Below are 25079 nucleotides of genomic sequence, written 5' to 3' on the forward strand. Positions count from 1 at the left end.
GGCCGAGCCGAACCGTACGGAAGGTGGCACGTAGGCCATGGCCGAGCAGATCAATCACGACGCCCGGGCGCGGGCGAGCCTGCACCTGCTGGTGCGGGACATCGAGCGGGTGAGGCGCCAGGTCGACGCGCTGCGGACGCTCACCGCCCAGCTGGGCAACGTCTACCGTCCGCGCCGTCCGAGCACCTCGGCCGGCTTCGTGGTGTACGGGCGGGCGCCGGCACCGACCGTGCGCCTGGCGCAGGAGCTGCGGGAGAGCGTGGAGACCCTGGTGGCGGCGGCGGTCGAGTTCGACCGGGCGCTCGGCTTCTCCTGGGACTCGGTGGGCTCCGCCCTCGGGGTCACCAAGCAGGCCGTGCACCGCCGCTACGGCATGCGCCGCCCGACCAGCGAACTCCTCGCCGCCAGCGGCGCCGTCCCGGGCCCGGCCCGTCCGGACCGCTCCGAGGACCTGCCCGCCGCGCCCACCGGCGGCCTGACCGCGACCGTCCCGGCGGCCCGCCAGGGCGGCCTGGACCGCACCAGCCTGGAGCGCGGCACCATCGACCGCGCCATCGACCGCACCGCCCTGGACCGCACCCCCGTCGAGCGCCCGCAGCCCGGACTCCCCCTGCGCGGCTGACGCCCCCGAGGAGCCCACCGCACCACCGCACCACGACATCACCGCACCACCGCACCACCCGCACCACCGACCGGCCACCCCGGGGCGGGGTGGCCCACTCACCCCGCCCCCACTCCGCCCAAGACCGCCGGAACCCCCGAAACCCCTGGAACCCCCGAAACCCCGGCCCCCGGCCTCGCCGGGACCACCCGAACCACGGGAAAAGCGCCGGAAACCCCGGGCCGGCCCCCGCACCACCCGTCAGCCGATGTCCGTCGGATCCACCCGCACCCGCACCGGCTCCGCCGTCCGCAGCGCGATCCGCGCGATCTGCGCCGCCTTGAGCGCCGCCGCCAACGCCGCGCCCTGCCCGGGCGGCACCCGCAGCAGTGCCCGTTCCTGTTCCTCGCCCCGCAGCGCCGGCACCGGCACCGGCCCGAGCACGTCGGCCTCCGCCGGCAGCCGGATCAGCCCCAGCAGGTCGGCGACCGCCGCCGGGCTCCCGCTGACGGAGGCCATCCGCGACACCGGCGGGAAGTGCAGCTGCGCCCGCTCGTCCCGCTCCAGCCCGGCGTGCCCCAGCGGGTCCCAGCGCACCAGTGCCTGGACCGGCCGGGCCGAGGGCTCGGCGACCACGACCACCGTGCCGCCCTCGGTCGAGGACCGCACCAGCGCGGCGGCCGCGAGCCAGAGCCGCAGGGTCTCCTCCCCGGCCCGCAGGTCCGGCCGGCTCAGCAGTGCCCACCCGTCCAGCAGCAGCGCCGCCCCGTACCCGGCGCCGCCCTCCACCACCGGTTCCGCGCCCGGGGTGGAGATCACCAGCGAGGGTTCGTCCGGGACGGTGGCCAGGACGGCGTCCCGTCCGGAGGTCCGCACCGGGATCCGGGGGAACGCCTTGCCCAGTTCCTCGGCCGTCCGCCGGGCGCCCACCACCTGGGCCCGCAGCCGGAACGAGCCGCACTCGGGGCAGTGCCAGTCGTTCTCGGGCTCCCCGCACCACCCGCAGCGCAGCGCGGCGTCCGCCGAGGGCGCCTCCAGCGGCCCCTCGCAGCGCCGGCAGCGCGCCGGGGTGCGGCAGCGCCCGCAGGCCAGCCGGGGCACGTAGCCGCGCCGGGGCACCTGGATGAGCACCGGGTGCCCGGCGGCCAGCGCCTCCCGGGCGGCCTCCCAGGCCACCGAGGGCAGCCGGGCGGCCTGCGCGGCGGCGTCCCGGTGCTGGTCCTGGTCGGTGACGGTGCGCACCCGCGGCGCGACCTGCCGGACGGTATCCCGGTCGGCGACCAGCGGGCGCGCCCAGCCGGTGCTGACCAGCTGCGCGCCCTCCACGGTCACCGCGTGTCCGCCGAGCAGCACCGCCGCGCCCTCCTCGGCGGCGCGCAGCAGCGCCACCTCGCGGACGTGCGGGTGGGGGGCGCGCGGGTCGCTGTGGCTGCCGTCGCCGTCCGACCAGACGACGACCAGTCCGAGGCCGCGCACGGGCGCGAACATGGTGGCGCGGGTGCCGATGACGGCGTGCACCGAGCCGCGGCTCACCGCGAGCCAGCGCTTGTACCGTTCGCGCGGGCCGAGGTCGGCGCCCAGGGCCACGTGCATGCCCGGTCCGAGCAGCTCGGTCAGCGCCTGGTCGACCCGGGCCGCCGACCGCCCGTCCGGCAGCACGACCAGGGCCCCGCGCCCGCCCGCCAGCGTGGCCGCCACGGCCCGCGCGATCTCGTACGGCCAGCCGGGCCCCGGCAGGGCGGCCCACACCGCGCGGGGCGCACCGCCCTCGGCCAGCGCGGTGAGGAACTCGGGCCCGGCCGGGTAGCGCTGCCAGCCGCCGGGGGCGGGGGCCGCCGGTCGGGGCAGCGGCGGCGGCGAGGGCTCGGCCTCGGCCTTGGCGTGCCGGGGCGGGACGGCCAGCTGCAGCACGTCGGCGAGCGTCCCGGCGTACCGGTCGGCGACGGTGCGGCACAGCCGCAGCAGCTGCGGGGTGAGCACGGGCTCGGGCGAGAGCACCTGCGCCAACGGGGCGAGCGGTCCGGGGAAGTCGCTCTTCTCCAGCCGGGCGACGATGAACCCGTCGTGCAGTTCCCCGCCCTCGCGCTGGCCCTTGACCACCCGCGCGCCGAAGCGCACCCGCACCCGGACGCCCGGCTGGGCCTCCTCGGCCATCCCGGCCGGCACCTCGTAGTCGAAGAACTTGTCGATGGTGAGCACGCCCTTGTCCACCACGACCCGGGCCACCGGCAGGTGCTCGGCCCGCTTGGCCCCGCGCCAGGTGCGCGGCTTGGCCCGCTTGACCGTCTCCCGGATGAACGCCAGCTGCTCCGGCTCGGCGCCCCCGCTCTCCCCTGAGTTGCTCATCGCTCCCAAGTAGTACCAGGTCACACCGACAGGACGCACACAGCGGAGCGGCGCCCGCCCCGGAGGGCGAGCGCCGCTTCACGACGGACGGACGTCAGTCCTGCACGGCCGCCTTCAGCTGCTCCACGCGGTCGGTGCGCTCCCAGGTGAAGTCCGGCAGCTCGCGGCCGAAGTGGCCGTACGCGGCGGTCTGCGAGTAGATCGGCCGCAGCAGGTCCAGGTCGCGGATGATCGCGGCCGGACGCAGGTCGAACACCTCGGAGACGGCCTTCTGGATCGTCAGCACCGGCACGCTCTCGGTGCCGAAGGTCTCCACGAACAGACCGACCGGCTCGGCCTTGCCGATCGCGTACGCGACCTGCACCTCGGCCCGGCGGGCGAGGCCGGCGGCGACGATGTTCTTCGCCACCCAGCGCATCGCGTACGCGGCCGAGCGGTCCACCTTGGACGGGTCCTTGCCGGAGAAGGCGCCGCCGCCGTGGCGGGCCATGCCGCCGTAGGTGTCGATGATGATCTTGCGGCCGGTCAGGCCGGCGTCACCCATCGGGCCGCCGATCTCGAAGCGGCCGGTCGGGTTGACCAGCAGCCGGTAGCCGTCGGTGGCGAGCTTGATGCCCTGCTCGGCCAGCGCCTTCAGCTCCGGCTCCACCACGAACTCGCGGATGTCCGGGGTCAGCAGCGACTCCAGGTCGATGTCACTGGCGTGCTGGGTGGAGACCACCACGGTGTCCAGGCGCACGGCCTTGTCACCGTCGTACTCGATGGTGACCTGGGTCTTGCCGTCCGGGCGCAGGTACGGGATCGTCCCGTTCTTGCGCACCTCGGTCAGCCGGCGCGACAGCCGGTGGGCCAGGGTGATCGGCAGCGGCATCAGCTCGGGGGTCTCGTCCGACGCGTAGCCGAACATCAGGCCCTGGTCGCCGGCACCCTGCTTGTCCAGGTCGTCCTCGTCGCCCTCGACCCGGGCCTCGTACGCCGTGTCGACGCCCTGCGCGATGTCGGGGGACTGCGCGCCGATCGAGACGGAGACGCCGCAGGAGGCGCCGTCGAAGCCCTTCTTGGAGCTGTCGTAGCCGATCTCCAGGATCTTGTCCCGGACGAGCTGCGCGATCGGCGCGTACGCCTTGGTGGTCACCTCGCCGGCCACGTGCACCTGGCCGGTGGTGATGAGCGTCTCCACGGCGACCCGGGAGGTCGGGTCCTCGCGCAGGAGCGCGTCAAGGATGGTGTCGCTGATCTGGTCAGCGATCTTGTCGGGGTGGCCCTCGGTGACGGACTCCGAGGTGAACAGGCGGCGAGACACAGCGCTCCCTGGGGTTGCAGCGGCTGCTGACTGAAGTTCCCCAGGTGACTCCGGGGAACTCCGGAAAGACTTGATTCCTGGAGTCTAACGGGCCGGTTCCGCCGAACGTCACCGGCTTCAGGAATTCTCAAGCGATCCGCAGCCGGTTCTGATCAGTTGCCGACCGTTTCCAGCCGCTTTGCGACCAGGTCCCAGACCACGTCCGCGAGCGCCTCCTTCGGACCGACCGGAACCGGCGTCTCACTGCCGTCCGAGCCCAGCACGACGGCCTCGTTGACGTCCGTGCCGAAGGCCTTGCCGTTGCCCACCTCGTTCACCACGAGCAGGTCGCAGCCCTTGCGGGCGAGCTTGGCCCGGCCGTTGGCGAGGACGTCGTCGGTCTCCGCCGCGAAACCCACCACCAGTTGACCCGAACGGGGCCGGTGGGCCGACAGCTCGGCCAGGATGTCGGGATTGCGGACCAGCGCGACCGGAGCCGGCTCGACCCCCTCGACCTTCTTGATCTTGCCGGTCGCGTACGCGGCGGGCCGGAAGTCCGCCACCGCCGCGGCCATCACCACGGCGTCCGCGTCGGCGACCGCCTTGAGCGCCGCCTCGCGCAGCTCCAGCGCGGTCGAGACGTGCACCACGTCCACCCCGGCCGGGTCCGGCAGCTCGGCGTTGGCCGAGAGCAGGGTCACCCGCGCCCCGCGGGCCGCGGCGGTCACCGCGAGCGCGTAGCCCTGCTTGCCGGAGGAGCGGTTGCCCAGGTAGCGCACCGGGTCCAGCGGCTCCCGGGTGCCGCCGGCCGACACCACCACGTGGCGGCCCGCGAGGTCGGTCGGCACCGCGCCGCCGCGGCGTAGCACGGCCCGGCAGGCGTCGAAGATCGCGGACGGCTCGGGCAGCCGCCCCTTGCCGGTGTCCTTGCCGGTGAGCCGCCCGACGGCCGGCTCCAGCACGATCACGCCCCGGCGGCGCAGCGTGGCGACGTTGTCCCGGGTGGCGGGGTGCTCCCACATCTCGGTGTGCATGGCGGGCGCCACCACGACCGGGCAGCGGGCGGTGAGCAGGGTGTTGGTCAGCAGGTCGTCGGCGAGGCCGTGGGCGGCCTTGGCGATCAGGTCGGCGGTGGCCGGGGCGACCACGACCAGGTCGGCCTGCTGCCCGATCCGCACGTGCGGCACCTCGTGCACGCGCTCCCAGGTCTCGGTGGCGGCCGGCCGGCCGGACAGCGCGGCCCAGGTCGCCTCGCCGACGAAGTGCAGCGCCGCCTCGGTGGGCACCACGGTGACCTGGTGGCCGGACTCGGTGAACCGGCGCAGCAGCTCGCACGCCTTGTAGGCGGCGATCCCGCCGCTCACGCCGAGGACCACGCGGGGGGCGTCCGCAGTCGTCATGGACCGACCTCTCTACGCATCGGGAACCCGCCCACCCTACGGCCCCTCAGCTGCCGCGGGCGCGGCACCCCACCCCCGGTGACACGACGGGAGGGCCCGGCGGAAACGATTCCGCCGGGCCCTCCCGGAAATTCAGCGACCGCCTCAGGCAGCCTCGACCGCCTCGGCGGTCAGCATGCCCGCGTTGATCTCGCGCAGCGCGATCGACAGCGGCTTCTCGTGCACGTGGGTGTCGACCAGCGGGCCGACGTACTCCAGCAGGCCCTCACCGAGCTGGGAGTAGTACGCGTTGATCTGACGCGCGCGCTTGGCGGCGTAGATCACGAGGCTGTACTTCGAGTCGGTGGCCTCGAGCAGCTCGTCGATCGGCGGGTTGATGATGCCCTCGGGCGCGGTCATGGAAGAGGACACGCGAAAACCTTCCGAAAGGGTGGGAACGACAGACAGGTCAGGCTACACCGAGCAAGGCTAGCAGTTCGGCCGCTACCTGCTCGACGGAGGTGTTGACAAGGGTCGTGTCGAACTCCGGTTCGGCCGCGAGCTCGATCTTGGCGGCGTCGAGCCGCTTCTCGATCACGTCCTGCGGCTCGGTGCCCCGGCCGGTCAGCCGGCGGACCAGCTCGTCCCAGCTCGGCGGGGCCAGGAAGACCAGCTGCGCCTCGGGCATCGACTCGCGCACCTGCCGGGCACCCTGCAGGTCGATCTCCAGCAGCACGGGCTCGCCGCGCTCCAGCTTCTCCAGCACGGCCGCGCGCGGGGTGCCGTAGCGGTTCCCGGCGAACTCGGCCCACTCCAGCAGCTCGCCGTTGGCGACCAGCTTGTCGAACTCGTCGTTGTCGACGAAGTGGTACTGGACCCCGTTCTTCTCGCCGGGCCTCGGGTGGCGGGTCGTCGCCGACACCGAGAGCCAGACCTCGGGGTGCATCTTCCTCATATGAGCGACGACCGTGCTCTTGCCGACCCCCGAGGGGCCGGAGAGCACGGTCAGCCGCGGACGCTCACTCATGCACCGATTATCCCGGATCGCGGACGATGACGGGACCACCGGGGCACGGTCAGGCGGCACCCCCGCCGAACTCCCGCTCCAGGGAGGCGATCTGGTTCGTGCCGAGACCCCGGACACGCCGGCTCTCGCTGATGCCGAGGCGCTCCATGATCTGCTTGGCGCGAACCTTGCCGACGCCCGGAAGCGACTCCAGCAGGGCCGACACCTTCATCTTGCCGATCACGTCGTTGTCGGCCTTGCCGGCCTTGATCACCTCGTGCAGGGAGGCGCCGGAGTGCTTGAGCCGGTTCTTGACCTCGGCGCGCTCCCGGCGAGCCTCGGCGGCCTTGGCGAGCGCGGCGGTGCGCTGTTCAGGGGTAAGGGGCGGAAGAGCCACGCCGTTCACCTCAGGTGTGGATGGAAGGGATTGAGCTATGACTGGTTTGGTACCCAGGACACCGTCCGCAAGGGGAACCACAGGGCCCTGACCTGCGGGAGCCACGGAATTCGCGGCTCGCCGATGACCTATCGCCGGACACTACCCGCATTGCGGCGCCACGTCAGGAAAAGAACACGAAAAGTCCTGGTCAGCCAAGGCCGACCAGGACTTTCCAGGGCAAAATGACCGCGATTGCGAAACTTTGACGGGCTCGATGTGACGGCGCTCACGTCGGCTCCCGGCGGCGCCGCCGTCCTGCGGACACTCCACAGGGTCACCGACCGGCTACCGGCAGGGCGCCTCCCGCCACCCGCCGGACGCCGCCCGGTCCGCCACGCCGTCCGGTTCCGGTCCTTGACGGCCGTCGCGGCGCCCACCCGAGGGCGCCGGGCACGCGCAGCCGACGGCCACCGCGGCGCCCACCCGACGGCCACCGGGCCGGCTGCCCGACCGCGTCCGCGCCGGCTACTTGACCGCGTCCGCGAACTCGCCGACGAAGCGGTCCGCCGCCTCTCGCAGCGCCGCCACCGACGGACCGTGCTTGAGCACGTCCCGGCTGACGCTCGGCACCACGTTGATCACCGTGCCGCCGAACACCCGCGGCAGGTCCGCCATGGTCGCGCCCTGGGCGCCGATCCCCGGGGCCAGCAACGGGCCGTTGATGGCCAGCTCCACGCCCGCGTCGGCCAGCGTGGCGCCGACCACCGCGCCGAAGGAGCCCAGCGGCGCGGCGCCCTCGTTCTCGGCCGCCAGCTGCCGCAGCACCGAGGCCGCGACGGGCTCGCCGTCCGCGCCCACCGCGCGCTGCACCTCGGCGCCCTCCGGGTTGGAGGTGAGCGCCAGCGCGAACACGCCGCAGCCCTGCTCCCGGGCCAGGTCGAGGGCCGGGCGCAGCGAGCCGAAGCCCAGGTAGGGGCTGACCGTCACGGCGTCCGAGAACAGCGGGCCGGCGGGCGACAGGAAGGCCTCGGCGTAGGCGGCCATGGTGGAGCCGATGTCGCCGCGCTTGGCGTCCATCAGGACGAGCGCGCCGGCCGCCCGGGCCTCCTGGACGGTCCTCTCCAGCACCGCCACGCCCTTGCTGCCGAAGCGCTCGAAGAACGCGGCCTGCGGCTTGAGCACGGCCACCCGGTCGGCCAGTGCCTCGACCACGGTCCGGCTGAAGGTCTCCAGACCGGCGAGGTCGTCGCCGAGCCCCCAGGAGGAGAGCAGCGAGCCGTGCGGGTCGATGCCGACGCAGAGCTGGCCGCGGGTGTCGAGGGCGTGGCGCAGCCGGGTGCCGAACGGGGCGAGGGTCATGTCGTCTCTTTCCGGAGGTGGTGGGAGGGGTTCAGGAGCTGCGCACGGCGCTGCCGACCGCCGAGGCCAGGTCGCGGAAGCCGGCGGCCCGGAGGCGGGCGGACAGGCCCTTGTGGATCTTCCGGCACCAGAACGGGCCCTCGTAGATGAAGGCGCTGTAGCCCTGGACGAGGTCGGCGCCGTGGACGATCCGCTGCCAGGCGTCCTCGGCGGTCTCGATGCCGCCGACCGAGACCAGGGTCAGCCGGCCCCCGGTCCGGGCGCGCAGCCGCTGCAGCACCTCCAGGGCGCGGGCCTTCAGCGGGGCGCCGGACAGGCCGCCCATGCCGATCTCCTCGACGCGGCGGGCGTCGGTGCGCAGGCCCTCGCGGCCGATGGTGGTGTTGGTGGCGATGATGCCGTCCAGGCCCAGCTCCAGGGCGAGGTCGGCGACGGCGTCGACGTCCTCGTCGGCCAGGTCGGGGGCGATCTTGACCAGCAGCGGCACGTGGTGCGGGGTCGTGCGGTCGGCGGCCTCGCGGACGGCGGCGAGCAGCGGGCGCAGGTGGTCCACGGCCTGCAGGTTGCGCAGCCCCGGGGTGTTCGGCGAGCTGACGTTGACGACCAGGTAGTCCGCGTACTTCGCCAGCCGCTCGGTGGACTTGACGTAGTCGGCGACGGCGTCGGCCTCCTCGACCACCTTGGTCTTGCCGATGTTGACGCCGATCACCGGGGTGGAGCTGGTGTGCGGGCGGGCGGCGAGGCGGGCGGCGACGCGCGCCGAGCCCTGGTTGTTGAAGCCCATCCGGTTGATCAGCGCGCGGTCCTCGACCAGGCGGAACAGCCGGGGCGCGGGGTTGCCGGGCTGGGGCTCGCCGGTGATGGTGCCGATCTCGACGTAGTCGAAACCGAGCATGGACAGGCCGTCGATGCCGACGCCGTTCTTGTCGAAGCCGGCCGCGAGCCCGAACGGGCCGGGCAGGTCGAGGCCCAGGGCACCGGTGCGCAGCGCCCGGTCGCGCGGGGCGAGGACGAGCCGCACGAGGGTGCGCAGTCCGGGCACCGAGGAGGCCAGCCGGATCCAGAAGAAGGCCAGGTGGTGGGCCTTCTCGGGGTCCATCCTCTTGAAGACCAGGTCGAACAGAAGCTTGTACACGGGTGGTTCAACTCCCGGGGCGGAGAGGGGGGCGCGGGCGCGGCCCGTCGGAAGGCGGGTGGCGGCGGGCGGCGGGCGGCGGGTGGGCGGGCATGGAAGTGGGGGGCACCCAACGGTTCCGGTGCCCCCCACTGCGGTGGTGCTACTTGCGGCCGGCGTTGATCAGCTCGGCGTGCTCCTGGAGCGACATGACCCCGACCTCGTCGCGCAGCAGCCGGTCGATGCCCTGGACGGCCGCGCCCATCGCCTGGACGGTGGTCAGGCAGGGCACCGCGCGGGCCACGGCCGCGGTGCGGATCTCGTAGCCGTCGAGGCGGCCGCCGGTGCCGTACGGCGTGTTGATGATGAGGTCGACCTCGCCGTCGTGGATCAGCTGGACGATGGTCCGCTCGCCGTTCGGGCCCTCGCCCTCGCTGTGCTTGCGCACCACGGTGGCGGGGATGCCGCCGCGCTGCAGCACCTCGGCGGTGCCGGCGGTGGCGAGCAGCTCGAAGCCGAGGTTGACCAGCGCCCGGGCCGGGAAGACCAGGTTGCGCTTGTCGCGGTTGGCGACGGAGACGAAGACCTTGCCCTTGGTGGGCAGCGCGCCGTAGGCGCCGGTCTGGGACTTGGCGTAGGCCGTGCCGAAGACCTTGTCGATGCCCATGACCTCACCGGTCGAGCGCATCTCCGGGCCGAGCACGGTGTCCACGCCGCGGCCGTGGACGTCGCGGAAGCGGCTCCACGGCATCACCGCCTCCTTGACCGCGATCGGCGCGTCGGCGGGCAGCGTGCCGCCGTCGCCCTCGGCCGGGAGCAGGCCCTCGGCGCGCAGCTCGGCGATGGTGGCGCCGAGCGAGATCCGGGCGGCGGCCTTGGCCAGCGGCACGGCGGTCGCCTTGGAGGTGAACGGGACGGTCCGGGAGGCGCGCGGGTTGGCCTCCAGCACGTAGAGGATGTCCCCGGCCATGGCGAACTGGATGTTGATCAGGCCGCGGACGCCGACCCCGCGCGCGATGGCCTCGGTGGAGGTGCGCAGGCGCTTGATGTCGTAGCCGCCGAGGGTGATCGGGGGCAGCGCGCAGGCGGAGTCGCCGGAGTGGATGCCGGCCTCCTCGATGTGCTCCATGACGCCGCCGAGGTAGAGCTCGGTGCCGTCGTAGAGCGCGTCGACGTCGATCTCCACCGCGTCGTCCAGGAAGCGGTCGATGAGCACCGGGTGCTCGGAGATCAGACCGGCGTGCCGCTCCAGGTAGGAGGCGAGCGAGGCCTCGTCGTAGACGATCTCCATGCCGCGGCCGCCGAGCACGTAGGACGGGCGGGCGAGCACCGGGTAGCCGATCTCGTCGGCGATCGCCTTGGCCTCCGCGAAGGAGAAGGCGGTGCCGTGCTTGGGCGCGGGCAGGCCGGCGTCGCGCAGGACGCGGCCGAAGGCGCCGCGCTCCTCGGCGAGGTCGATCGCCTCGGGCTGGGTGCCGACGATCGGCACGCCGTTGTCCTTGAGCGCCTGGGCCAGGCCCAGCGGGGTCTGGCCGCCGAGCTGGACGACGACACCGGCGAGCGGGCCGGCCTGCTGCTCGGCGTGGACGATCTCCAGCACGTCCTCCAGGGTGAGCGGCTCGAAGTAGAGCCGGTCGGAGGTGTCGTAGTCGGTGGAGACGGTCTCCGGGTTGCAGTTGACCATGACGGTCTCGTACCCGGCCTCGGCGAGCGCGAAGGAGGCGTGCACGCAGGAGTAGTCGAACTCGATGCCCTGGCCGATGCGGTTCGGACCGGAGCCGAGGATGATCACGGCGGGCTTGGAGCGCGGGGCGACCTCGCTCTCCTCGTCGTAGGACGAGTAGAAGTACGGGGTCTTGGCGGCGAACTCGGCGGCGCAGGTGTCGACGGTCTTGAACACGGGCCGGATGCCGAGGGCGTGGCGCACCTCGCGGACCACGTCCGGCTTCAGGCCGCGGATCTCGCCGATCTGCTGGTCGGAGAAGCCGTGCCGCTTGGCGTGGCGCAGCAGCTCGGGGGTGAGCTCGGCGGCCGCGGCCAGCTCGCCGGCGATCTCGTCGAGCAGGAAGAGCTGGTCGACGAACCACGGGTCGATCTTGGTGGCCTCGAACACCTCCTCGGGGGTGGCGCCGGCCCGGATCGCGTCCATCACGGTGTTGATCCGGCCGTCGGTCGGCACGACCGCCTTGGCCAGCAGTTCGGCCTTGTCGCCGACGGGGCCGGTCCAGGAGAACTGGGAGCCCTTCTTCTCCAGCGAGCGCAGCGCCTTCTGCAGCGCCTCGGGGAAGTTGCGGCCCAGCGCCATGGCCTCGCCGACCGACTTCATGGTGGTGGTCAGCGTGGCGTCGGCGCTCGGGAACTTCTCGAACGCGAACCGCGGCACCTTGACCACGACGTAGTCGAGGGTCGGCTCGAAGGAGGCCGGGGTCTCCTCGGTGATGTCGTTGGGGATCTCGTCCAGGGTGTAGCCGACGGCCAGCTTGGCGGCGATCTTGGCGATCGGGAAGCCGGTGGCCTTGGAGGCGAGCGCCGAGGAGCGGGAGACGCGCGGGTTCATCTCGATGACGATGACCCGGCCGTCGGCGGGGTTGACGGCGAACTGGATGTTGCAGCCGCCGGTGTCGACGCCGACCTCGCGGATGACGGCGATGCCGATGTCGCGCAGGATCTGGTACTCGCGGTCGGTGAGGGTCATCGCCGGGGCGACGGTGATCGAGTCACCGGTGTGCACGCCCATCGGGTCGAAGTTCTCGATGGAGCAGACGACCACGACGTTGTCCTGCTTGTCGCGCATCAGCTCCAGCTCGTACTCCTTCCAGCCGAGGATGGACTCCTCCAGGAGCACCTCGGTGGTCGGCGAGAGAGTCAGGCCCTGGCCGGCGATGCGGCGCAGGTCCTCCTCGTTGTGGGCGAAGCCGGAGCCGGCGCCGCCCATGGTGAAGGAGGGGCGGACGACGACCGGGTAACCGCCGAGCGTGTCGACGCCGGCCAGCACCTCGTCCATCGTGTGGCAGATGACCGAGCGGGCGGACTCGCCGTGGCCGATCTTGGCGTTGACGGCCTCGACGACGCCCTTGAAGAGGTCGCGGTCCTCGCCCTTGTTGATCGCCTCGACGTCGGCGCCGATCAGCTCGACGCCGTACTTCTCCAGCGTGCCGGCCGCGTGCAGCGAGATCGCGGTGTTCAGCGCGGTCTGGCCGCCCAGGGTCGGCAGCAGCGCGTCGGGGCGCTCCTTGGCGATGATCTTCTCGACGAACTCGGGGGTGATCGGCTCGACGTAGGTGGCGTCGGCGATCTCCGGGTCGGTCATGATCGTGGCCGGGTTGGAGTTGACCAGGACGACCCGCAGGCCCTCGGCCTTGAGGACGCGGCAGGCCTGCGTGCCCGAGTAGTCGAACTCGGCGGCCTGGCCGATCACGATCGGGCCGGAGCCGATGACCAGGACGGACTTGATGTCGGTGCGCTTAGGCACGCTGGCCCTCCATAAGGCTCACGAAGCGGTCGAAGAGGTAGGCGGCGTCGTGCGGGCCGGCGGCCGCTTCGGGGTGGTACTGCACGCTGAAGGCGGGGACGTCGAGCGCCTGCAGGCCCTCGACCACGTCGTCGTTCAGGCAGACGTGGGAGACCTCGACGCGCCCGTACGGGGTGTCGCTCACCTTGTCCAGCGGCGCGTTCACGGCGAAGCCGTGGTTGTGGGCGGTCACCTCCACCTTGCCGGTGGTGCGGTCCTGCACCGGCTGGTTGATGCCGCGGTGGCCGTACTTGAGCTTGTAGGTGCCGAAGCCCAGGGCGCGGCCGAGGATCTGGTTGCCGAAGCAGATCCCGAAGAACGGGGTCTTGCGCTCCAGCACGCCCTGCGCGACGGCGACCTGGTGGTCGGCGGTGGCCGGGTCACCGGGGCCGTTGGAGAAGAACACGCCGTCCGGCCGGACCGCGTAGACGTCCTCCAGGGTGGCGTCGGCCGGCAGCACGTGGACCTCGATGCCGCGCTCGGCCATCCGCTGCGGGGTCATCGCCTTGATGCCGAGGTCCAGCGCGGCGACGGTGAACTTCTTCTCACCGATCGCGGGGACGACGTACGGCTCGGTGGTGGCGACCTCGGCGCACAGGTCGGCGCCCTTCATCTCGGGCGACTGCTGCACCCGGGCGAGCAGGGTGGCCTGGTCGGCCAGCGCCTCGCCGGAGAAGATGCCGCAGCGCATCGCGCCGCGCTCGCGCAGGTGGCGGGTCAGCGCGCGGGTGTCGATGCCGCTGATGCCGACGACGCCCTGGTTGACCAGTTCCTCGTCGAGCGAGCGGCGGGAGCGCCAGTTGGAGGCGACCCGGGCGGGGTCGCGCACGACGTAGCCGGCGACCCAGATCCGCTGGGACTCGTCGTCCTCGTCGTTCCAGCCGGTGTTGCCGATCTGCGGGGCGGTCATCGCGACCACCTGGCGGTGGTACGACGGGTCGGTCAGGGTCTCCTGGTAGCCGGACATGCCGGTGTTGAAGACCGCCTCGCCGAAGGTCTCGCCGATCGCGCCGTAGGCCTGGCCGCGGAAGGTCCGGCCGTCCTCCAGGACGAGCACGGCGGGGACGCGTTCCCGCCGTTGGCGCTGCGTGGTGGGGGCAGGTGCGGTCATCGAGCGGCCTCTTCCGTCATCTTCTTCTGCGTACGTGTGGCAAGGTGAGCGACCGCCTCGACCCAGGCGGCGTGCTCGTCGGGGTGGTCGGCCCGGAAGCCGGAGTCCAGCTCGGTTCCCTCGTGCGTCCAGGTGACGACGAGCAGGCCGGAGGGGACGACCTTGCCGGCGATCCCGTCGTCCGTCCGGGCGCCGGTGAGCTGGTCGGCCGGAATCCAGAAGTCGACGTCGCCGGGGCGCCGGACCAGCAGGCCGTCCTCGCCGAGGGTGAGGTCGGCCCGGCTGCGGGTACCCAGGCCGTGCGCGACGACCCGGTCGAGCCAGTTCCCGGCGGTGGTCGTGCCGTGGTACCGCCCGCTGGTCTCCAGGATGGTGCGCCCGGCCCGGTCCGGCACGGCGGGCAGCGGCGGGATGCCGGACTGCAGGGTGCGCCGCCAGTTCCAGCCCTGGCGCATCAGCCAGTAGACGAGGCCGATCAGGATCAGCAGGCCGACGGACCAGCCGATGTACCCGGGCCAGTCGGTGACCTTCGCCTGCTCCTTGGCGAGCGTGAGGTGGTCCATCACCGCTCGCCGTCCTGCTCCACCAGGTCCCCGGCGAGCACGGTGGCGCGGCCGCGCAGGAACGTGGCGTGCACCCGTCCGGGCAGGTCCAGGCCCTTGTAGGGGGTGTTGCGGCTGCGGGTGGCGAAGCTGTCCGGGTTCACGGCACCACGGTACGCGGGATCGAACAGCACCAGGTTGGCGGGCTCACCCACCGAGATCGGTCGGCCGTGGCCGGTGAGACGGCCGATCCGGGCCGGGCGGTGCGACATCCGGTCGGCGACGCCCTCCCAGTTCAGCAGGCCGGTCTCGACCATGGTCTGCTGGACGACCGACAGCGCGGTCTCCAGGCCGACCATGCCCATCGCGGCGACGGCCCACTCGCAGTCCTTGTCCTCGGCCGGGTGCGGCGCGTGGTCGGTGGCGACGGCGTCGATGGTGCCGTCGGCCAGCGCCTTGCGCAGCGCCTGGACGTCCTCGGCGGTGCGCAGCGGCGGGTTCACCTTGTACACCGGGTCGTAGGAGCGGACCAGCTCGTCGGTGAGCAGCAGGTGGTGCGGGGTCACCTCGGCGGTGACGTCCCAGCCCTTGCTCTTGGCCCAGCGGATGATCTCGACCGAGCCGGCCGTGGAGACGTGGCAGACGTGCAGCCGGGAGCCGACGTGCGCGGCGAGCAGCACGTCGCGGGCGATGATCGACTCCTCGGCGACGGCCGGCCAGCCGCCGAGCCCGAGCTCGCCGGAGACCTGGCCCTCGTTCATCTGGGCGCCCTCGGTCAGCCGCGGCTCCTGGGCGTGCTGGGCCACGACGCCGTCGAAGGCCTTGACGTACTCCAGGGCGCGGCGCATCAGCACCGCGTCGTCCACGCACTTGCCGTCGTCCGAGAAGACCCGGACGCCGGCGGCGGACTCGTGCATCGCGCCGAGCTCGGCGAGCTTCTTGCCCTCCAGGCCGACGGTGACGGCGCCGACCGGCTGCACGTCGCAGTAGCCGGCCTCCTGGCCGAGCCGCCAGACCTGCTCGACCACACCGGCGGTGTCGGCGACCGGGGTGGTGTTGGCCATCGCGTGCACGGCGGTGAAGCCGCCCATCGCGGCGGCCCGGGTGCCGGTGAGCACGGTCTCGGCGTCCTCGCGGCCGGGCTCGCGCAGGTGGGTGTGCAGGTCGACCAGGCCGGGGAGCGCGACCAGCCCGGTCGCGTCGATCTCGATGTCCGCCTCGGCCGTCAGGCCGGTGCCGATCTCCTTGACCACACCGTCGGCGACGAGGAGGTCCTGCGGGGCGCCGCCGAGGATCTGGGCGTTGCGGATCAGGTAGCTGACCATCTCGTCGGTTCGCTCGCTGCGCTCGTTCACTGGGCGTTCTCCACGGAGTCGGTGCGGGGGGCGTCGGCGAGGGTGGCACCGCCGAGCAGCAGGTACAGGACGGCCATGCGGACCGAGACGCCGTTGGCGACCTGCTCCACCACGGTGCAGCGCGGCGAGTCGGCGACCTCGGCGGTGATCTCCATGCCGCGGACCATCGGGCCGGGGTGCATCACGATGGCGTGCTCCGGCAGCTGGGCCATCCGGAGGCCGTTCATGCCGTAGCGGCGGCTGTACTCGCGCTCGGTCGGGAAGAACGCGGCGTTCATCCGCTCGCGCTGCACCCGGAGCATCATCAGCGCGTCCGTCTTGGGGAGCACCCGGTCCAGGTCGTAGCTGATCTCGCAGGGCCACCCGGCTGCGCCGGTGACGGGGTTGGGTTCGATGCCGATCGGCAGCAGCGTCGGCGGGGCGACGAAGGTGACCTGGGCACCGAGGGTGTTCAGCAGGTGGACGTTGGAGCGGGCGACCCGGCTGTGCAGGACGTCGCCGACGATCGTCACCCGGCGGCCGGCCAGGTCGTGACCGGCGCCCGGGTTGAGGTGGCGACGCATGGTGAAGGCGTCGAGCAGTGCCTGGGTGGGGTGCTCGTGGGTGCCGTCGCCGGCGTTGATCACACTGCCGTGCAGCCAGTCGGACTGGGCCAGCCGGGCCGGCGCGCCGGAGGCGTGGTGCCGGATGACGACCGCGTCGGCGCCCATGGCCTGCAGGGTCAGCGCGGTGTCCTTGAGGCTCTCGCCCTTGGAGACCGAGGAGCCCTTGGCGGAGAAGTTGATGACGTCGGCCGAGAGGCGCTTCTCGGCGACCTCGAAGGAGGTCTTGGTCCGGGTGGAGTCCTCGAAGAAGAGGTTGACGACGGTGCGGCCGCGCAGCGTGGGCAGCTTCTTGACGGCCCGGCCGGAGAGCTGGGCCAGCTCCTCGGCGGTGTCCAGGATCAGCAGCGCGTCGTCGCGGCTGAGATCGGCGGCGGAGACGAGGTGGCGCTTCACGCGGGCTACTCCGGGAGGTGCGGTTCGGTGGGCTTGGCGGCCATGGCCTGCGAGGAGCGCAGGGTGAAGTCGCGGTCCCCGACCAGGACGGCGTCCACGCCGTCGGTGTCGGAGAGGCGCACCTGCACGGCCTCGCGCAGCGAGGTGGGGAGGTTCTTGCCCACGTAGTCCGCACGGATCGGCAGCTCGCGGTGGCCGCGGTCGACCAGGACGGCGAGCTGGACGGCCCGCGGCCGGCCGATGTCGTTCAGCGCGTCGAGCGCGGCGCGGATGGTGCGGCCGGAGAAGAGCACGTCGTCGACGAGGACGACGAGCTTGCCGTCGATGCCGCCGGGCGGGATCTCGGTGTGCTCCAGGGCGCGGGCGGGCTTCAGCCGCAGGTCGTCCCGGTACATGGTGATGTCCAGGGTGCCCAGCGGGATCTCGCGCCCGGTGATCTGGGCCAGCCTGCCGCGCAGGCGGCGGGCGAGGTGGACGCCCCTGGTGTGGATGCCGAGCAGCACGACGTCCTCCGCGCCCTTGGCGCGCTCGACGATCTCGTGCGCTATCCGGGTGATGACCCGGGCGATGTCCGTGCCGTCCAGCACCTGGTGCGGCGGCCGCGGCGTCTGTTCCTGGTGTGCGGTCATGCCGAAGCGGACCTCCTTCCCCGCCTCACTGGACGGGCCTTAAAGGATGTCTGGGACTGCCCCCGCCGACTCGGCGCGGGCTTCGGAACATCCTAGCAGTGCCCCGGGCGGCGAACCGAAGTGCACCATTCCGCTTCCAGCGGTTCACACCCCGGACGCGCCGACGATGCGGGCCATTCGCACGACTGCCCCATTCGGCTTGACGCAACTACCTTACTCTACGTAACCTCACAGTGAGTTACGAGACGGACGTCGAACCCACCGGTAACGGCGTCGGCAATCGCCCGTGACCCACCACTGAACGCGAAGCAATCTCGTCCGGGGAGATCAATGTCCAGCGACTACGCGAAGCAACTCGGAGGCAAGCTCCGAGCGATCCGCACTCAGCAGGGGCTCTCCCTGCACGGTGTCGAGGAGAAGTCCCAGGGGCGCTGGAAGGCGGTCGTCGTCGGCTCGTACGAGCGTGGCGACCGTGCGGTCACCGTGCAGCGACTGGCCGAGCTGGCCGAGTTCTACGGCGTCCCGGTGCAGGAGCTGCTGCCCGGCGGCACCCCCGGCGGCGCGGCCGAGCCGCCGCCGCGCCTGGTGCTCGACCTGGAGAGACTGACTCAGGTCCCCTCCGAGAAGGCCGGCCCGCTGCAGCGCTACGCGGCGACCATCCAGAGCCAGCGCGGCGACTACAACGGCAAGGTGCTGTCGATCCGCCAGGACGACCTGCGCACCCTCGCGGTCATCTACGACCAGTCGCCGTCGATCCTCACCGAGCAGCTGATCTCCTGGGGCGTGCTGAACCCCGACGCGCGCCGCGCGGTGCGCGAGGAGGACGCGAGCTGAGGCTCACCGCACCGGCTCCCGCCGGCGGATCCTTACCAGTTCCGGCACTCGCGACACCTGTGCCGGCAAGCAGAAACGTCACGGCGCGGCACCCCGAACGGGGGCCGCGCCGCGGTGTTTCGGGGCGCGGTGTCCCGGGGGCGCCGGGGCGCTCAGCAGACCGTACCCAGGCTGTAGCCGGGCTGCGCCGCCACCCCGTCCAGCCGGACCGGCCGGTCCGCCGGCGCCCAGTCCTGCCCGCCGGTCGACCAGGCCCAGGAGGCCGGCAGGTACTCCCCGCAGGAGGCGGCCGAGCCCTGCGAACCGTGCAGCACCGCCACCCCCGGCAGCTCCAGGGCCAGCCCGGCGCACAGCACCGCGCAGAGCAGCTCCAGGTCCTCGTCGTTGATCCGCACCACGCCGTCCTCCCACTGCAGGACCCGCGCCGCCGCCGCCAGCTGCCCGCCGGGGGCGTCGACCCGCAGGCGCAGCTCGTACACACCGGCGCCCGCACCGACCAGCATCCGGCGGAACACCTCGGCCCCGCGCTGGTAGGCGGCGCGCACCCAGCGGCCGTGCTCCTCGTCCGGCTCGCCCGCGCCCCCGTACAGGCCGCCGTCGAGCAGCAGGTCGACGTGGCAGAGCGTCAACCCGTTCTCCCGCGCCCGGACCAGGCGCGGCACGAAGTCCCCGGCCAGCTCCTCGCCCTGGTAGGCGAGCAGCTGGGTGTGCAGCGACGGGTTGACCAGGTAGCGGTCACGGGCGGTGGGCTCGGCCGGGTCCAGCGCGTTGAGCAGGCAGAACTCCTCGAAGTCCTGCGGGTGGAACATCCGCGCCCGGACGGTCTCGAAGCGTTCCAGCGCGTCGGCCAGCAGCTCGGCGGTGCCGGCCAGGTAGCGCTCGAAGTCGGGGGCGTCGGTGATCCCCCAGGCGCGGGCCCGCGCGAAGTCCGCGGCGCTGGTCAGCACCCCGATGACGAACGCCCGGTCGGCGCCCTCGGCCCCCTCGGCCGGACGCGGCCGGTGCGGAGCCCGTACCGCGGGCCGCGGGCCGCCGGCGGAACAGTCGGAGTTACGGCGGCCGCGGCGGCTGTTCATCGGAGGCTCCTGGCTTCGGCGGGCGACCGTCGGCGGTGACGGTCGGCGGCGGGCTCGCCGCTGACCGCCTTCCTCCCCATCACCCGCGCGCCGCACACGTACGGCGTGTCACAGGAATGTAACCACCGGTAATAGCACTGGCGCCGCGGCCCGCGCTCAGGCCTGGCGCGGCACCCGGGCCAGCTGACGGGACTGCGCGACCAGGCGGCCGGACTCGTCCCAGATCTCGGCGTCCTCCTCGAAGTACCCGCCGGCCAGGTTGCGGGTCGCGTGGGTGACGCGCAGCCAGCCCGGGGCCGGCTTGGCCCGCAGGTGGACGGTCAGCTCGATGGTCGGCGCCCAGCCCGGCATGCCGAGGTCGAAGGTGACCGGCGGCAGGGCGTCGGCGACCAGCAGGAGCAGCAGCGGGTCGGGCTCGCGGCCGTCGGCCAGCCGGAACCAGCCCTGGATCCGCCCGCGGCCGGAGGGCTGCCCGAGCGCCCAGCCGACGGTGGCCGGGTCCAGCCGCAGGTCGAAGCGCTCCAGCAGGGCGGCCTGGGCGATCAGCTCCTTGGGCGCGTGCTCCACGCCGATGCACTGGTCCGGCGGCGGCAGCTGCGGCGGCTGCGCGCTGGTGCGCACCTCGCCGTCGTCGCCGGAGAGGTCTCCGTGGCTGGCCACCACGCGCAGCCGCTCGACGCCGTCCTGGCTGAGCGAGGCGGTGCCGGTGGAGAGGCCGCGGCCGGTGCGCAGCACCTCGGTGCGGACGGTGGCCGGGCCGGGGGTGGAGGCGGACAGGTAGTAACCGCTGATCGACACCGGGTCCGGGTGGGTGCCGTGCTCCAGCGACAGCGCGTGTCCGGCCACGGCGAGCAGCAGGCCGCCGTTGACCCCGCCGCCGATCTGCCAGCCGTCGCCGAGTTCGGCCTCGTAGCGGCCGGGCTCCTCGGGGTGTCTGCTCAGGGCGATGCCCCGGTCGAACTCGCTGCGCGTCGCGGTGGTCATGGGGGTGGCCTGCCCTTCAAGTTACTGACGAGTAGGGCCCCACCCTACGCCTCCGGGGCGAAACGCGGAACGGCCGCCGGACCCGAGATGACTCGGATCCGGCGGCCGTCCGGCGGGCACCGCGGGTTACCGGCGGATGCTCGGCTTCAGCTCCAGGAAGCGGGCGAGCAGGCCGTTGACGAAGGCCGGGGAGTCGTCCGTGGAGAACTCCTTGGCGATCTCGACCGCCTCGTCCAGGACGACCGCGTCCGGGACGCCGTCCTCCCAGATCAGCTCGTACGCGCCGAGCCGCAGGACGTTGCGGTCCACGATCGGCATCCGGTCGAGCGTCCAGCCCACCGCGTACTGCTCGATGAGGTCATCGATGCGGCGGGCGTGCTGTACGTAGCCCTCGATGAGCTCCATGGTGTACTCGCCCACCTGCGGGGTGCCCTCGTCGGGCTTGGGCTCGCGGGCGCGGGCCACCCAGTCGGCGAGGACCTGCTGCGGGTCGACCCCGCGGTGGTCGGCCTCGAAGAGGATCTGGAAGGCCCGGGTGCGGGCCTTGCTGCGTGCGGCCGACACGGACTTACTTCACCCGGCCGAGGTAGCTGCCGTCGCGGGTGTCGACCTTGATCTTCTCGCCGGTGACGACGAAGAGCGGGACCTGGATCTCGGCACCGGTCTCCAGGGTGGCCGGCTTGGTGCCACCGGTGGAGCGGTCGCCCTGGACGCCCGGCTCGGTGTGGGAGATGGTCAGCTCGACGGCGGCCGGGAGCTCGATGTAGAGGACGGCGCCCTCGTTCGTGGCGACCAGGGCCTCGAAGCCCTCCAGCAGGTACTTGGCGGCGTCGCCCACGACGGACGGCTCGACGGTGATCTGGTCGTAGGTGTCCATGTCCATGAACACGAAGTTCTCGCCGTCCTTGTACGAGAACTGCATGCCGCGCTTGTCGACGTTGGCGGTCTCGACCTTGGTGCCGGCGTTGAAGGTCTTGTCGACGACCTTGCCCGTCAGGACCTCCTTGAGCTTCGTCCGCACGAAGGCCGGGCCCTTGCCGGGCTTGACGTGCTGGAACTCGACGACGGACCAGAGCTTGCCGCCCTCCAGCTTGAGGACCATGCCGTTCTTGAGATCGTTCGTGGAAGCCACGGGCGCACTTACTCCTGGATATAGCTGTCAAGGAACCAAGGGATTCGCGTCCTGCCGCCGACGGCCCACGGGGCCGCCGTCACAGGGCGAGGAGCTCCTTGGTGGTGATGGTGAGCAGCTCGGGCCCGCCCTCCTCGAGGGGGCGCACGACGAGCGTGTCCTCGATCCGGACCCCGCCCTTGCCCGGGAGGTGGACCCCTGGGCCGACGGTGACCGGCACGCGGCTGTCCAGTTTACCCATGTCCGACGGGCCGAGGCGCGGCGCCTCCCTGATCTCCAGTCCGATGCCGTGGCCCACCGGGTGCGGGGAGGCCTCGGTGTGGCCCGCCGCCTCCAGGACCTGCCGGGCGGCCCGGTCGGGCACGCACTGCTCCACACCCGGTCCGAGCGCCTCCCGCCCGGCCCGCTGGGCGCGGAACACGAGCCGGTGCAGCTCCACCTGCCAGGGCGCCGGCGCCGCTCCGATCACGAAGGTGCGGGCGGTGGAGACGCCGTAGCCGCGGTACTGCGCGCCCATCACGACGGTCAGGAAGTCGCCCTCCTCCACCCGGCGGTCGGTCGGCTGGTGGGCGGCCTGCCCGGAGTGGCTGCCGGTGCCGACCGAGACCGGGAAGGCCGCCCGGTCGGCGCCGTGGTCGATCATCCGGCGCTCCAGCTCCATCGCCAGGTGGCGCTCGGTGCGGCCGACCAGGATCGACTCCAGCAGCTCGCCGAGCGCCTGGTCGGCGATCTCCGCGGCGATCCGCAGGTCGGCGATCTCGTGCTCGTCCTTGACCACCCGCAACCGCTCGACCACCTGGCCCAGGTCGGCCAGCCGGGCCTTCCCGGCCAGACCGGCCACCGCCCGGTGCCGGCTCACGGTCAGGTCGTGCTCCTCCACCGCCAGGCCCGCCACCCCGAAGGTCGCCGCGGCGGCCGCGGCGGCCAGCGCGGTGTCCGCCCCGCCGGCCACCGGCAGCTGGGTGACGTCCGGGGCGATCAGGTGCTCCCCGGAGTCGTCCGGCGGCAGGTCGTCCGGCAGCGCGAGCAGGGCGCGCTCCCTGGTCAGCAGCAACGTCGCCCCGCAGGGCGCGCAGCCCGTCAGATACCGCACGTTCGCCGCCCGGGTGATCAGCGCCGCATCGGCCCCGGCCGCACTGCAGTGCTCCCTCACCCGCTCCCGCCGCCCCGCGTACGCATCCGCCATGCGTCGAGCCTACGAACCCCCGGGCCGAACCGCCCGCCGAGCACCCCCGGGAATGGGCGGGTCCGGGCTCGTGTTGGGCAAGACGAACATGACTTCCATGTCGGGTGCGGTCCCGAACCGGCACCCCGGACCGAGGAGGACCCCGTGGCCCGCAGCGAACTGCGTCCCGTCGTCGAGCTCCGCTCCACCGCCGGCACCGGCTTCACGTACGTGACCCGCAAGAACCGCCGCAACGACCCGGACCGGATGGTCCTGCGCAAGTACGACCCGGTCGCGGCCCGGCACGTCGCCTTCCGCGAGGAGCGCTGAGCGGCACCGAGAACGCCGAACGGCGCCTCCCCGGGTGGGGGGGCGCCGTTCGGCGCGGCCGTCCGGGCGGCTCACGGCTCCCGGGGCGCCCAGCGGTTCTCGACCCGGGCGAGCTTCCAGTACCCGATCGCGACCGCCCAGACCACCACGAACAGCCCGGCGATGGCGTAGCCGACGTTGTCCAGCGAGATGTCCGCGATCCAGCCGGTCACCGGGTCGGTCAGGTCGAACTTCTCGTGCAGCACCCCGACCAGCTCGATCGTGCCGATGATGAACGCCACCGCGATCGACAACCCCGTGATGGTCAGGTTGTAGTACACCTTCCGCACCGGGTTGGAGAACGCCCACTGGTACGCGAAGTTCATGAACGTCCCGTCCAGCGTGTCGAACAGGCTCATCCCGGCCGCGAAGAGCAGCGGCAGGCAGACGATCGCGTACCAGGGCAGTCCGGAGGCCGCCCCCGAGCCGGCCATCACCATCAGGGTGACCTCGGTCGCGGTGTCGAAGCCCAGGCCCAGCACCATGCCGACCGGGAACATCTGCCCGGGCCGGGTGATCGAGCGGGTCGCCCGGTTCAGCACCCGGGCCATGAAGCCCCGCGAGTCGAGGTGCGCCTCCAGCTCCGCCTCGTCGTACTGCCCGGCCCGCATCGCCCGGAACACCTTGACGATGCCGAGCAGCGCCGCCAGGTTGAGCGCGCCGATCAGGTAGAGGAAGACGCCGGAGGTGGTCGTGCCCACCGCCCCGAGCCACTTGTGGGTGGTCGACTCGTCGTCCATCAGCGTGTTCGCCAGCTGCGCGCCGCCCGCCACCAGGGCCGCCATGAGGACGACCATCGAGGAGTGCCCGAGGGCGAACCAGAAGCCCACCGACACCGGCCGCTTCCCGTCCGCCATCAGCTTGCGGGTGGTGTTGTCGATCACCGCGATGTGGTCGGCGTCGAAGGCGTGCCGCATGCCGAGGGTGTACGCGGTGATGCCCAGGCCCACCCCGAAGACCTGGGTGCCCACCGCGTACCGTTCGGGTGCCACCAGGAAGACGAGGGTCCCGAAGGCCACCACGTGCATGGCCAGGATCACCCCCATCAGCCCGGCCGTGCGGACGGTGTCCTCGCGCTTCCATCTGAAGCCGGGCAGCACCGCGGGCGCCGCCTTCGCGTCGGCAGCGGCGGTTTCGGGCAGGGTCATCTGCGGATCACGCTCCAGCACCTCGTGGAATCAGTTCGTGAAGTGCCGTGGCCGGTCTCCTGGCTTACGGGAACACCCGTACCCGCCTTCCCGAGCGCGCGAGGCGCCCAGTGGCGTCGTGGGTACGGACTCCACTCCCCCGGAAGCCGGCGGAATGACCCGATCACAGTGGCGAGGGCCGCTCCGGACTCCGGACCCTGAGGGTCCGTCACCGGTCTTCCCGAGCACCACGGCGGGCTACACCGTAGGGGTCCCGTCCCGACCCATGCAAGGCTGCGCACCTGCGCAGGTGTTCAGGATCACAGCCGCCCGCCTGCAAGAATGTCCGCATGCATCTCGTACCGGCCGACCGCGCGGGCCACCGCACCATCGACGGGCACCGGGTCTGCGAGGCCATCGCCGCGATCGGCGACACCGCGCACGTCCGGTCCTGGGCCGAGCGGTTCTCCCTGCTCGCCGACCCTGGTCGGCTCGCCCTGCTGCTCGCCCTCCACCGGGCCGGACCGCTCGCCGTCACCGATCTCGCGGTCGCCACCGGCATGCGCGACCCCGCCGTCTCCCAGGCCCTGCGGCTGCTCCGCACGGCGGGCGTGGTCACCGGCGACAAGGACGGACGTGTGGTGCGCTACCGGCTCGTGGACGAGGACATGCGCCCCCTCCTCGACGAGTGCGCCGCCTCCGAGCACCACGAGCCCACCGCCGCGGCGGGCTGACCGACACTCGGCGAACAGCCCGCGGGCCGGTACCCGGATGAGTACG

At 72.7% G+C, this 25079-nt stretch carries 24 protein-coding genes and 1 riboswitch; of the genes, 4 read left to right on the forward strand and 20 right to left on the reverse strand.

Features of this window, described 5'->3' with window-relative positions; translation table 11 throughout:
• Positions 1 to 37 precede the first annotated feature (37 nt).
• Positions 38 to 622 carry a hypothetical protein gene (locus tag ACZ6Y7_RS29590; RefSeq protein ID WP_465761018.1) on the forward strand — a complete coding sequence of 195 codons (585 nt, stop codon included), beginning with the start codon at positions 38 to 40 and terminating at the stop codon, positions 620 to 622.
• Positions 623 to 862: 240 nt separating this feature from the next.
• Here ACZ6Y7_RS29590 and ACZ6Y7_RS29595 read toward each other — a convergent pair whose 3' ends face one another.
• The 14 genes from ACZ6Y7_RS29595 to pyrR form a co-directional block, all read right to left on the reverse strand.
• Positions 863 to 2947, reverse strand: a complete 2085-nt coding sequence (locus ACZ6Y7_RS29595; protein ID WP_465761019.1) for a primosomal protein N' — start codon at positions 2945 to 2947, stop codon at positions 863 to 865.
• 94 nt (positions 2948 to 3041) lie between these two features.
• Entirely contained in the window at positions 3042 to 4250 is a 1209-nt protein-coding gene (gene metK, locus ACZ6Y7_RS29600) for a methionine adenosyltransferase (RefSeq protein WP_465761020.1), read from the reverse strand.
• A gap of 152 nt (positions 4251 to 4402) precedes the next feature.
• Positions 4403 to 5629, reverse strand: a complete 1227-nt coding sequence (gene coaBC, locus ACZ6Y7_RS29605) for a bifunctional phosphopantothenoylcysteine decarboxylase/phosphopantothenate--cysteine ligase CoaBC (protein WP_465761021.1) — start codon at positions 5627 to 5629, stop codon at positions 4403 to 4405.
• 144 nt (positions 5630 to 5773) lie between these two features.
• Positions 5774 to 6040 (reverse strand): DNA-directed RNA polymerase subunit omega, encoded by a 267-nt coding sequence (gene rpoZ / locus ACZ6Y7_RS29610; RefSeq protein WP_030056185.1) that lies wholly within the window; start codon positions 6038 to 6040, stop codon positions 5774 to 5776.
• Between the two features lie 37 nt (positions 6041 to 6077).
• Positions 6078 to 6635: a guanylate kinase gene (gmk, locus tag ACZ6Y7_RS29615; protein WP_465761022.1), complete on the reverse strand. Its 558-nt coding sequence runs from the start codon at positions 6633 to 6635 to the stop codon at positions 6078 to 6080.
• 49 nt (positions 6636 to 6684) lie between these two features.
• The gene (mihF, locus tag ACZ6Y7_RS29620; RefSeq protein WP_030056187.1) at positions 6685 to 7011 is read right to left on the reverse strand and encodes an integration host factor, actinobacterial type; all 327 of its coding nucleotides are present in this window, start codon (positions 7009 to 7011) and stop codon (positions 6685 to 6687) included.
• Between the two features lie 507 nt (positions 7012 to 7518).
• Positions 7519 to 8352: an orotidine-5'-phosphate decarboxylase gene (gene pyrF, locus ACZ6Y7_RS29625; RefSeq protein ID WP_465761023.1), complete on the reverse strand. Its 834-nt coding sequence runs from the start codon at positions 8350 to 8352 to the stop codon at positions 7519 to 7521.
• A gap of 31 nt (positions 8353 to 8383) precedes the next feature.
• Complete coding sequence (locus tag ACZ6Y7_RS29630) at positions 8384 to 9487, reverse strand: quinone-dependent dihydroorotate dehydrogenase (RefSeq protein WP_465761024.1); 1104 nt, start codon at positions 9485 to 9487, stop codon at positions 8384 to 8386.
• Positions 9488 to 9629: 142 nt separating this feature from the next.
• Positions 9630 to 12938: a carbamoyl-phosphate synthase large subunit gene (carB, locus tag ACZ6Y7_RS29635; protein ID WP_465761025.1), complete on the reverse strand. Its 3309-nt coding sequence runs from the start codon at positions 12936 to 12938 to the stop codon at positions 9630 to 9632.
• Positions 12931 to 14088, reverse strand: coding sequence for a glutamine-hydrolyzing carbamoyl-phosphate synthase small subunit (gene carA / locus ACZ6Y7_RS29640; RefSeq protein WP_465761026.1), 1158 nt, complete (start codon positions 14086 to 14088; stop codon positions 12931 to 12933). The genes carB and carA overlap by 8 nt, the downstream gene beginning before the upstream one ends.
• Entirely contained in the window at positions 14085 to 14651 is a 567-nt protein-coding gene (locus tag ACZ6Y7_RS29645) for a PH-like domain-containing protein (RefSeq protein ID WP_465761027.1), read from the reverse strand. Before ACZ6Y7_RS29645 ends, carA begins: the two co-directional genes overlap by 4 nt.
• Positions 14651 to 15955, reverse strand: coding sequence for a dihydroorotase (locus tag ACZ6Y7_RS29650; RefSeq protein ID WP_465761111.1), 1305 nt, complete (start codon positions 15953 to 15955; stop codon positions 14651 to 14653). Before ACZ6Y7_RS29650 ends, ACZ6Y7_RS29645 begins: the two co-directional genes overlap by 1 nt.
• Positions 15956 to 15981: 26 nt before the next feature.
• The gene (locus ACZ6Y7_RS29655; RefSeq protein ID WP_465761028.1) at positions 15982 to 16983 is read right to left on the reverse strand and encodes an aspartate carbamoyltransferase catalytic subunit; all 1002 of its coding nucleotides are present in this window, start codon (positions 16981 to 16983) and stop codon (positions 15982 to 15984) included.
• Between the two features lie 5 nt (positions 16984 to 16988).
• Positions 16989 to 17612: a bifunctional pyr operon transcriptional regulator/uracil phosphoribosyltransferase PyrR gene (pyrR, locus tag ACZ6Y7_RS29660; RefSeq protein ID WP_465761029.1), complete on the reverse strand. Its 624-nt coding sequence runs from the start codon at positions 17610 to 17612 to the stop codon at positions 16989 to 16991.
• Positions 17613 to 17942: 330 nt separating this feature from the next.
• On the opposite strand from pyrR, the gene bldD reads away from it, so the two are divergent.
• Positions 17943 to 18446, forward strand: coding sequence for a transcriptional regulator BldD (gene bldD / locus ACZ6Y7_RS29665; RefSeq protein WP_030056198.1), 504 nt, complete (start codon positions 17943 to 17945; stop codon positions 18444 to 18446).
• A gap of 152 nt (positions 18447 to 18598) precedes the next feature.
• Here the strand turns inward: bldD and ACZ6Y7_RS29670 are convergent, their stop codons facing one another.
• The 5 genes from ACZ6Y7_RS29670 to ACZ6Y7_RS29690 all read right to left on the reverse strand — a co-directional run bounded on the left by ACZ6Y7_RS29670 (position 18599) and on the right by ACZ6Y7_RS29690 (position 22824).
• On the reverse strand, positions 18599 to 19522 hold the full coding sequence (locus ACZ6Y7_RS29670; protein WP_465761030.1) for a hypothetical protein: 924 nt from the start codon (positions 19520 to 19522) through the stop codon (positions 18599 to 18601).
• A gap of 156 nt (positions 19523 to 19678) precedes the next feature.
• Positions 19679 to 20506, reverse strand: coding sequence for a thioesterase family protein (locus ACZ6Y7_RS29675; protein ID WP_465761031.1), 828 nt, complete (start codon positions 20504 to 20506; stop codon positions 19679 to 19681).
• A 126-nt stretch (positions 20507 to 20632) separates the two neighbouring features.
• A complete protein-coding gene (nusB, locus tag ACZ6Y7_RS29680; RefSeq protein ID WP_049651353.1) occupies positions 20633 to 21070 on the reverse strand; it encodes a transcription antitermination factor NusB in 438 nt (145 codons plus the stop codon).
• Positions 21071 to 21074: 4 nt separating this feature from the next.
• Positions 21075 to 21638: an elongation factor P gene (gene efp / locus ACZ6Y7_RS29685; protein WP_465761032.1), complete on the reverse strand. Its 564-nt coding sequence runs from the start codon at positions 21636 to 21638 to the stop codon at positions 21075 to 21077.
• Between the two features lie 79 nt (positions 21639 to 21717).
• Positions 21718 to 22824, reverse strand: coding sequence for a M24 family metallopeptidase (locus ACZ6Y7_RS29690; protein ID WP_465761033.1), 1107 nt, complete (start codon positions 22822 to 22824; stop codon positions 21718 to 21720).
• A gap of 144 nt (positions 22825 to 22968) precedes the next feature.
• Here ACZ6Y7_RS29690 and rpmG point away from each other — a divergent pair, with 144 nt between their 5' ends.
• Positions 22969 to 23133, forward strand: a complete 165-nt coding sequence (rpmG, locus tag ACZ6Y7_RS29695; RefSeq protein WP_465761034.1) for a 50S ribosomal protein L33 — start codon at positions 22969 to 22971, stop codon at positions 23131 to 23133.
• 71 nt (positions 23134 to 23204) lie between these two features.
• Here rpmG and nicT read toward each other — a convergent pair whose 3' ends face one another.
• Positions 23205 to 24320, reverse strand: a complete 1116-nt coding sequence (gene nicT / locus ACZ6Y7_RS29700) for a Nickel transporter NicT (RefSeq protein ID WP_465761035.1) — start codon at positions 24318 to 24320, stop codon at positions 23205 to 23207.
• A 32-nt stretch (positions 24321 to 24352) separates the two neighbouring features.
• A riboswitch (cobalamin riboswitch) is annotated at positions 24353 to 24567 on the reverse strand.
• 82 nt (positions 24568 to 24649) lie between these two features.
• Between nicT and ACZ6Y7_RS29705 the strand changes: the two genes are divergently transcribed.
• Positions 24650 to 25033, forward strand: a complete 384-nt coding sequence (locus ACZ6Y7_RS29705; RefSeq protein WP_465761036.1) for an ArsR/SmtB family transcription factor — start codon at positions 24650 to 24652, stop codon at positions 25031 to 25033.
• Positions 25034 to 25079 lie beyond the last annotated feature (46 nt).

It is taken from the genome of Kitasatospora sp. NPDC053308 (assembly GCF_055585785.1).

Bases quoted from the DNA above. Each gene is read 5' to 3' on its own strand.
- ACZ6Y7_RS29675 (WP_465761031.1), bottom strand. From the start codon at position 20,506: ATGACCACCGCGACGCGCAGCGAGTTCGACCGGGGCATCGCCCTGAGC.
- ACZ6Y7_RS29650 (WP_465761111.1), bottom strand. From the start codon at position 15,955: ATGGTCAGCTACCTGATCCGCAACGCCCAGATCCTCGGCGGCGCCCCG.
- ACZ6Y7_RS29690 (WP_465761033.1), bottom strand. From the start codon at position 22,824: ATGGCGGATGCGTACGCGGGGCGGCGGGAGCGGGTGAGGGAGCACTGC.
- carA (WP_465761026.1), bottom strand. From the start codon at position 14,088: ATGACCGCACCTGCCCCCACCACGCAGCGCCAACGGCGGGAACGCGTC.
- bldD (WP_030056198.1), top strand. From the start codon at position 17,943: ATGTCCAGCGACTACGCGAAGCAACTCGGAGGCAAGCTCCGAGCGATC.
- nicT (WP_465761035.1), bottom strand. From the start codon at position 24,320: ATGACCCTGCCCGAAACCGCCGCTGCCGACGCGAAGGCGGCGCCCGCG.
- coaBC (WP_465761021.1), bottom strand. From the start codon at position 5,629: ATGACGACTGCGGACGCCCCCCGCGTGGTCCTCGGCGTGAGCGGCGGG.
- ACZ6Y7_RS29705 (WP_465761036.1), top strand. From the start codon at position 24,650: ATGCATCTCGTACCGGCCGACCGCGCGGGCCACCGCACCATCGACGGG.
- gmk (WP_465761022.1), bottom strand. From the start codon at position 6,635: ATGAGTGAGCGTCCGCGGCTGACCGTGCTCTCCGGCCCCTCGGGGGTC.
- pyrF (WP_465761023.1), bottom strand. From the start codon at position 8,352: ATGACCCTCGCCCCGTTCGGCACCCGGCTGCGCCACGCCCTCGACACC.
- ACZ6Y7_RS29670 (WP_465761030.1), bottom strand. From the start codon at position 19,522: ATGAACAGCCGCCGCGGCCGCCGTAACTCCGACTGTTCCGCCGGCGGC.
- pyrR (WP_465761029.1), bottom strand. From the start codon at position 17,612: ATGACCGCACACCAGGAACAGACGCCGCGGCCGCCGCACCAGGTGCTG.
- ACZ6Y7_RS29590 (WP_465761018.1), top strand. From the start codon at position 38: ATGGCCGAGCAGATCAATCACGACGCCCGGGCGCGGGCGAGCCTGCAC.
- ACZ6Y7_RS29645 (WP_465761027.1), bottom strand. From the start codon at position 14,651: ATGGACCACCTCACGCTCGCCAAGGAGCAGGCGAAGGTCACCGACTGG.
- ACZ6Y7_RS29595 (WP_465761019.1), bottom strand. From the start codon at position 2,947: ATGAGCAACTCAGGGGAGAGCGGGGGCGCCGAGCCGGAGCAGCTGGCG.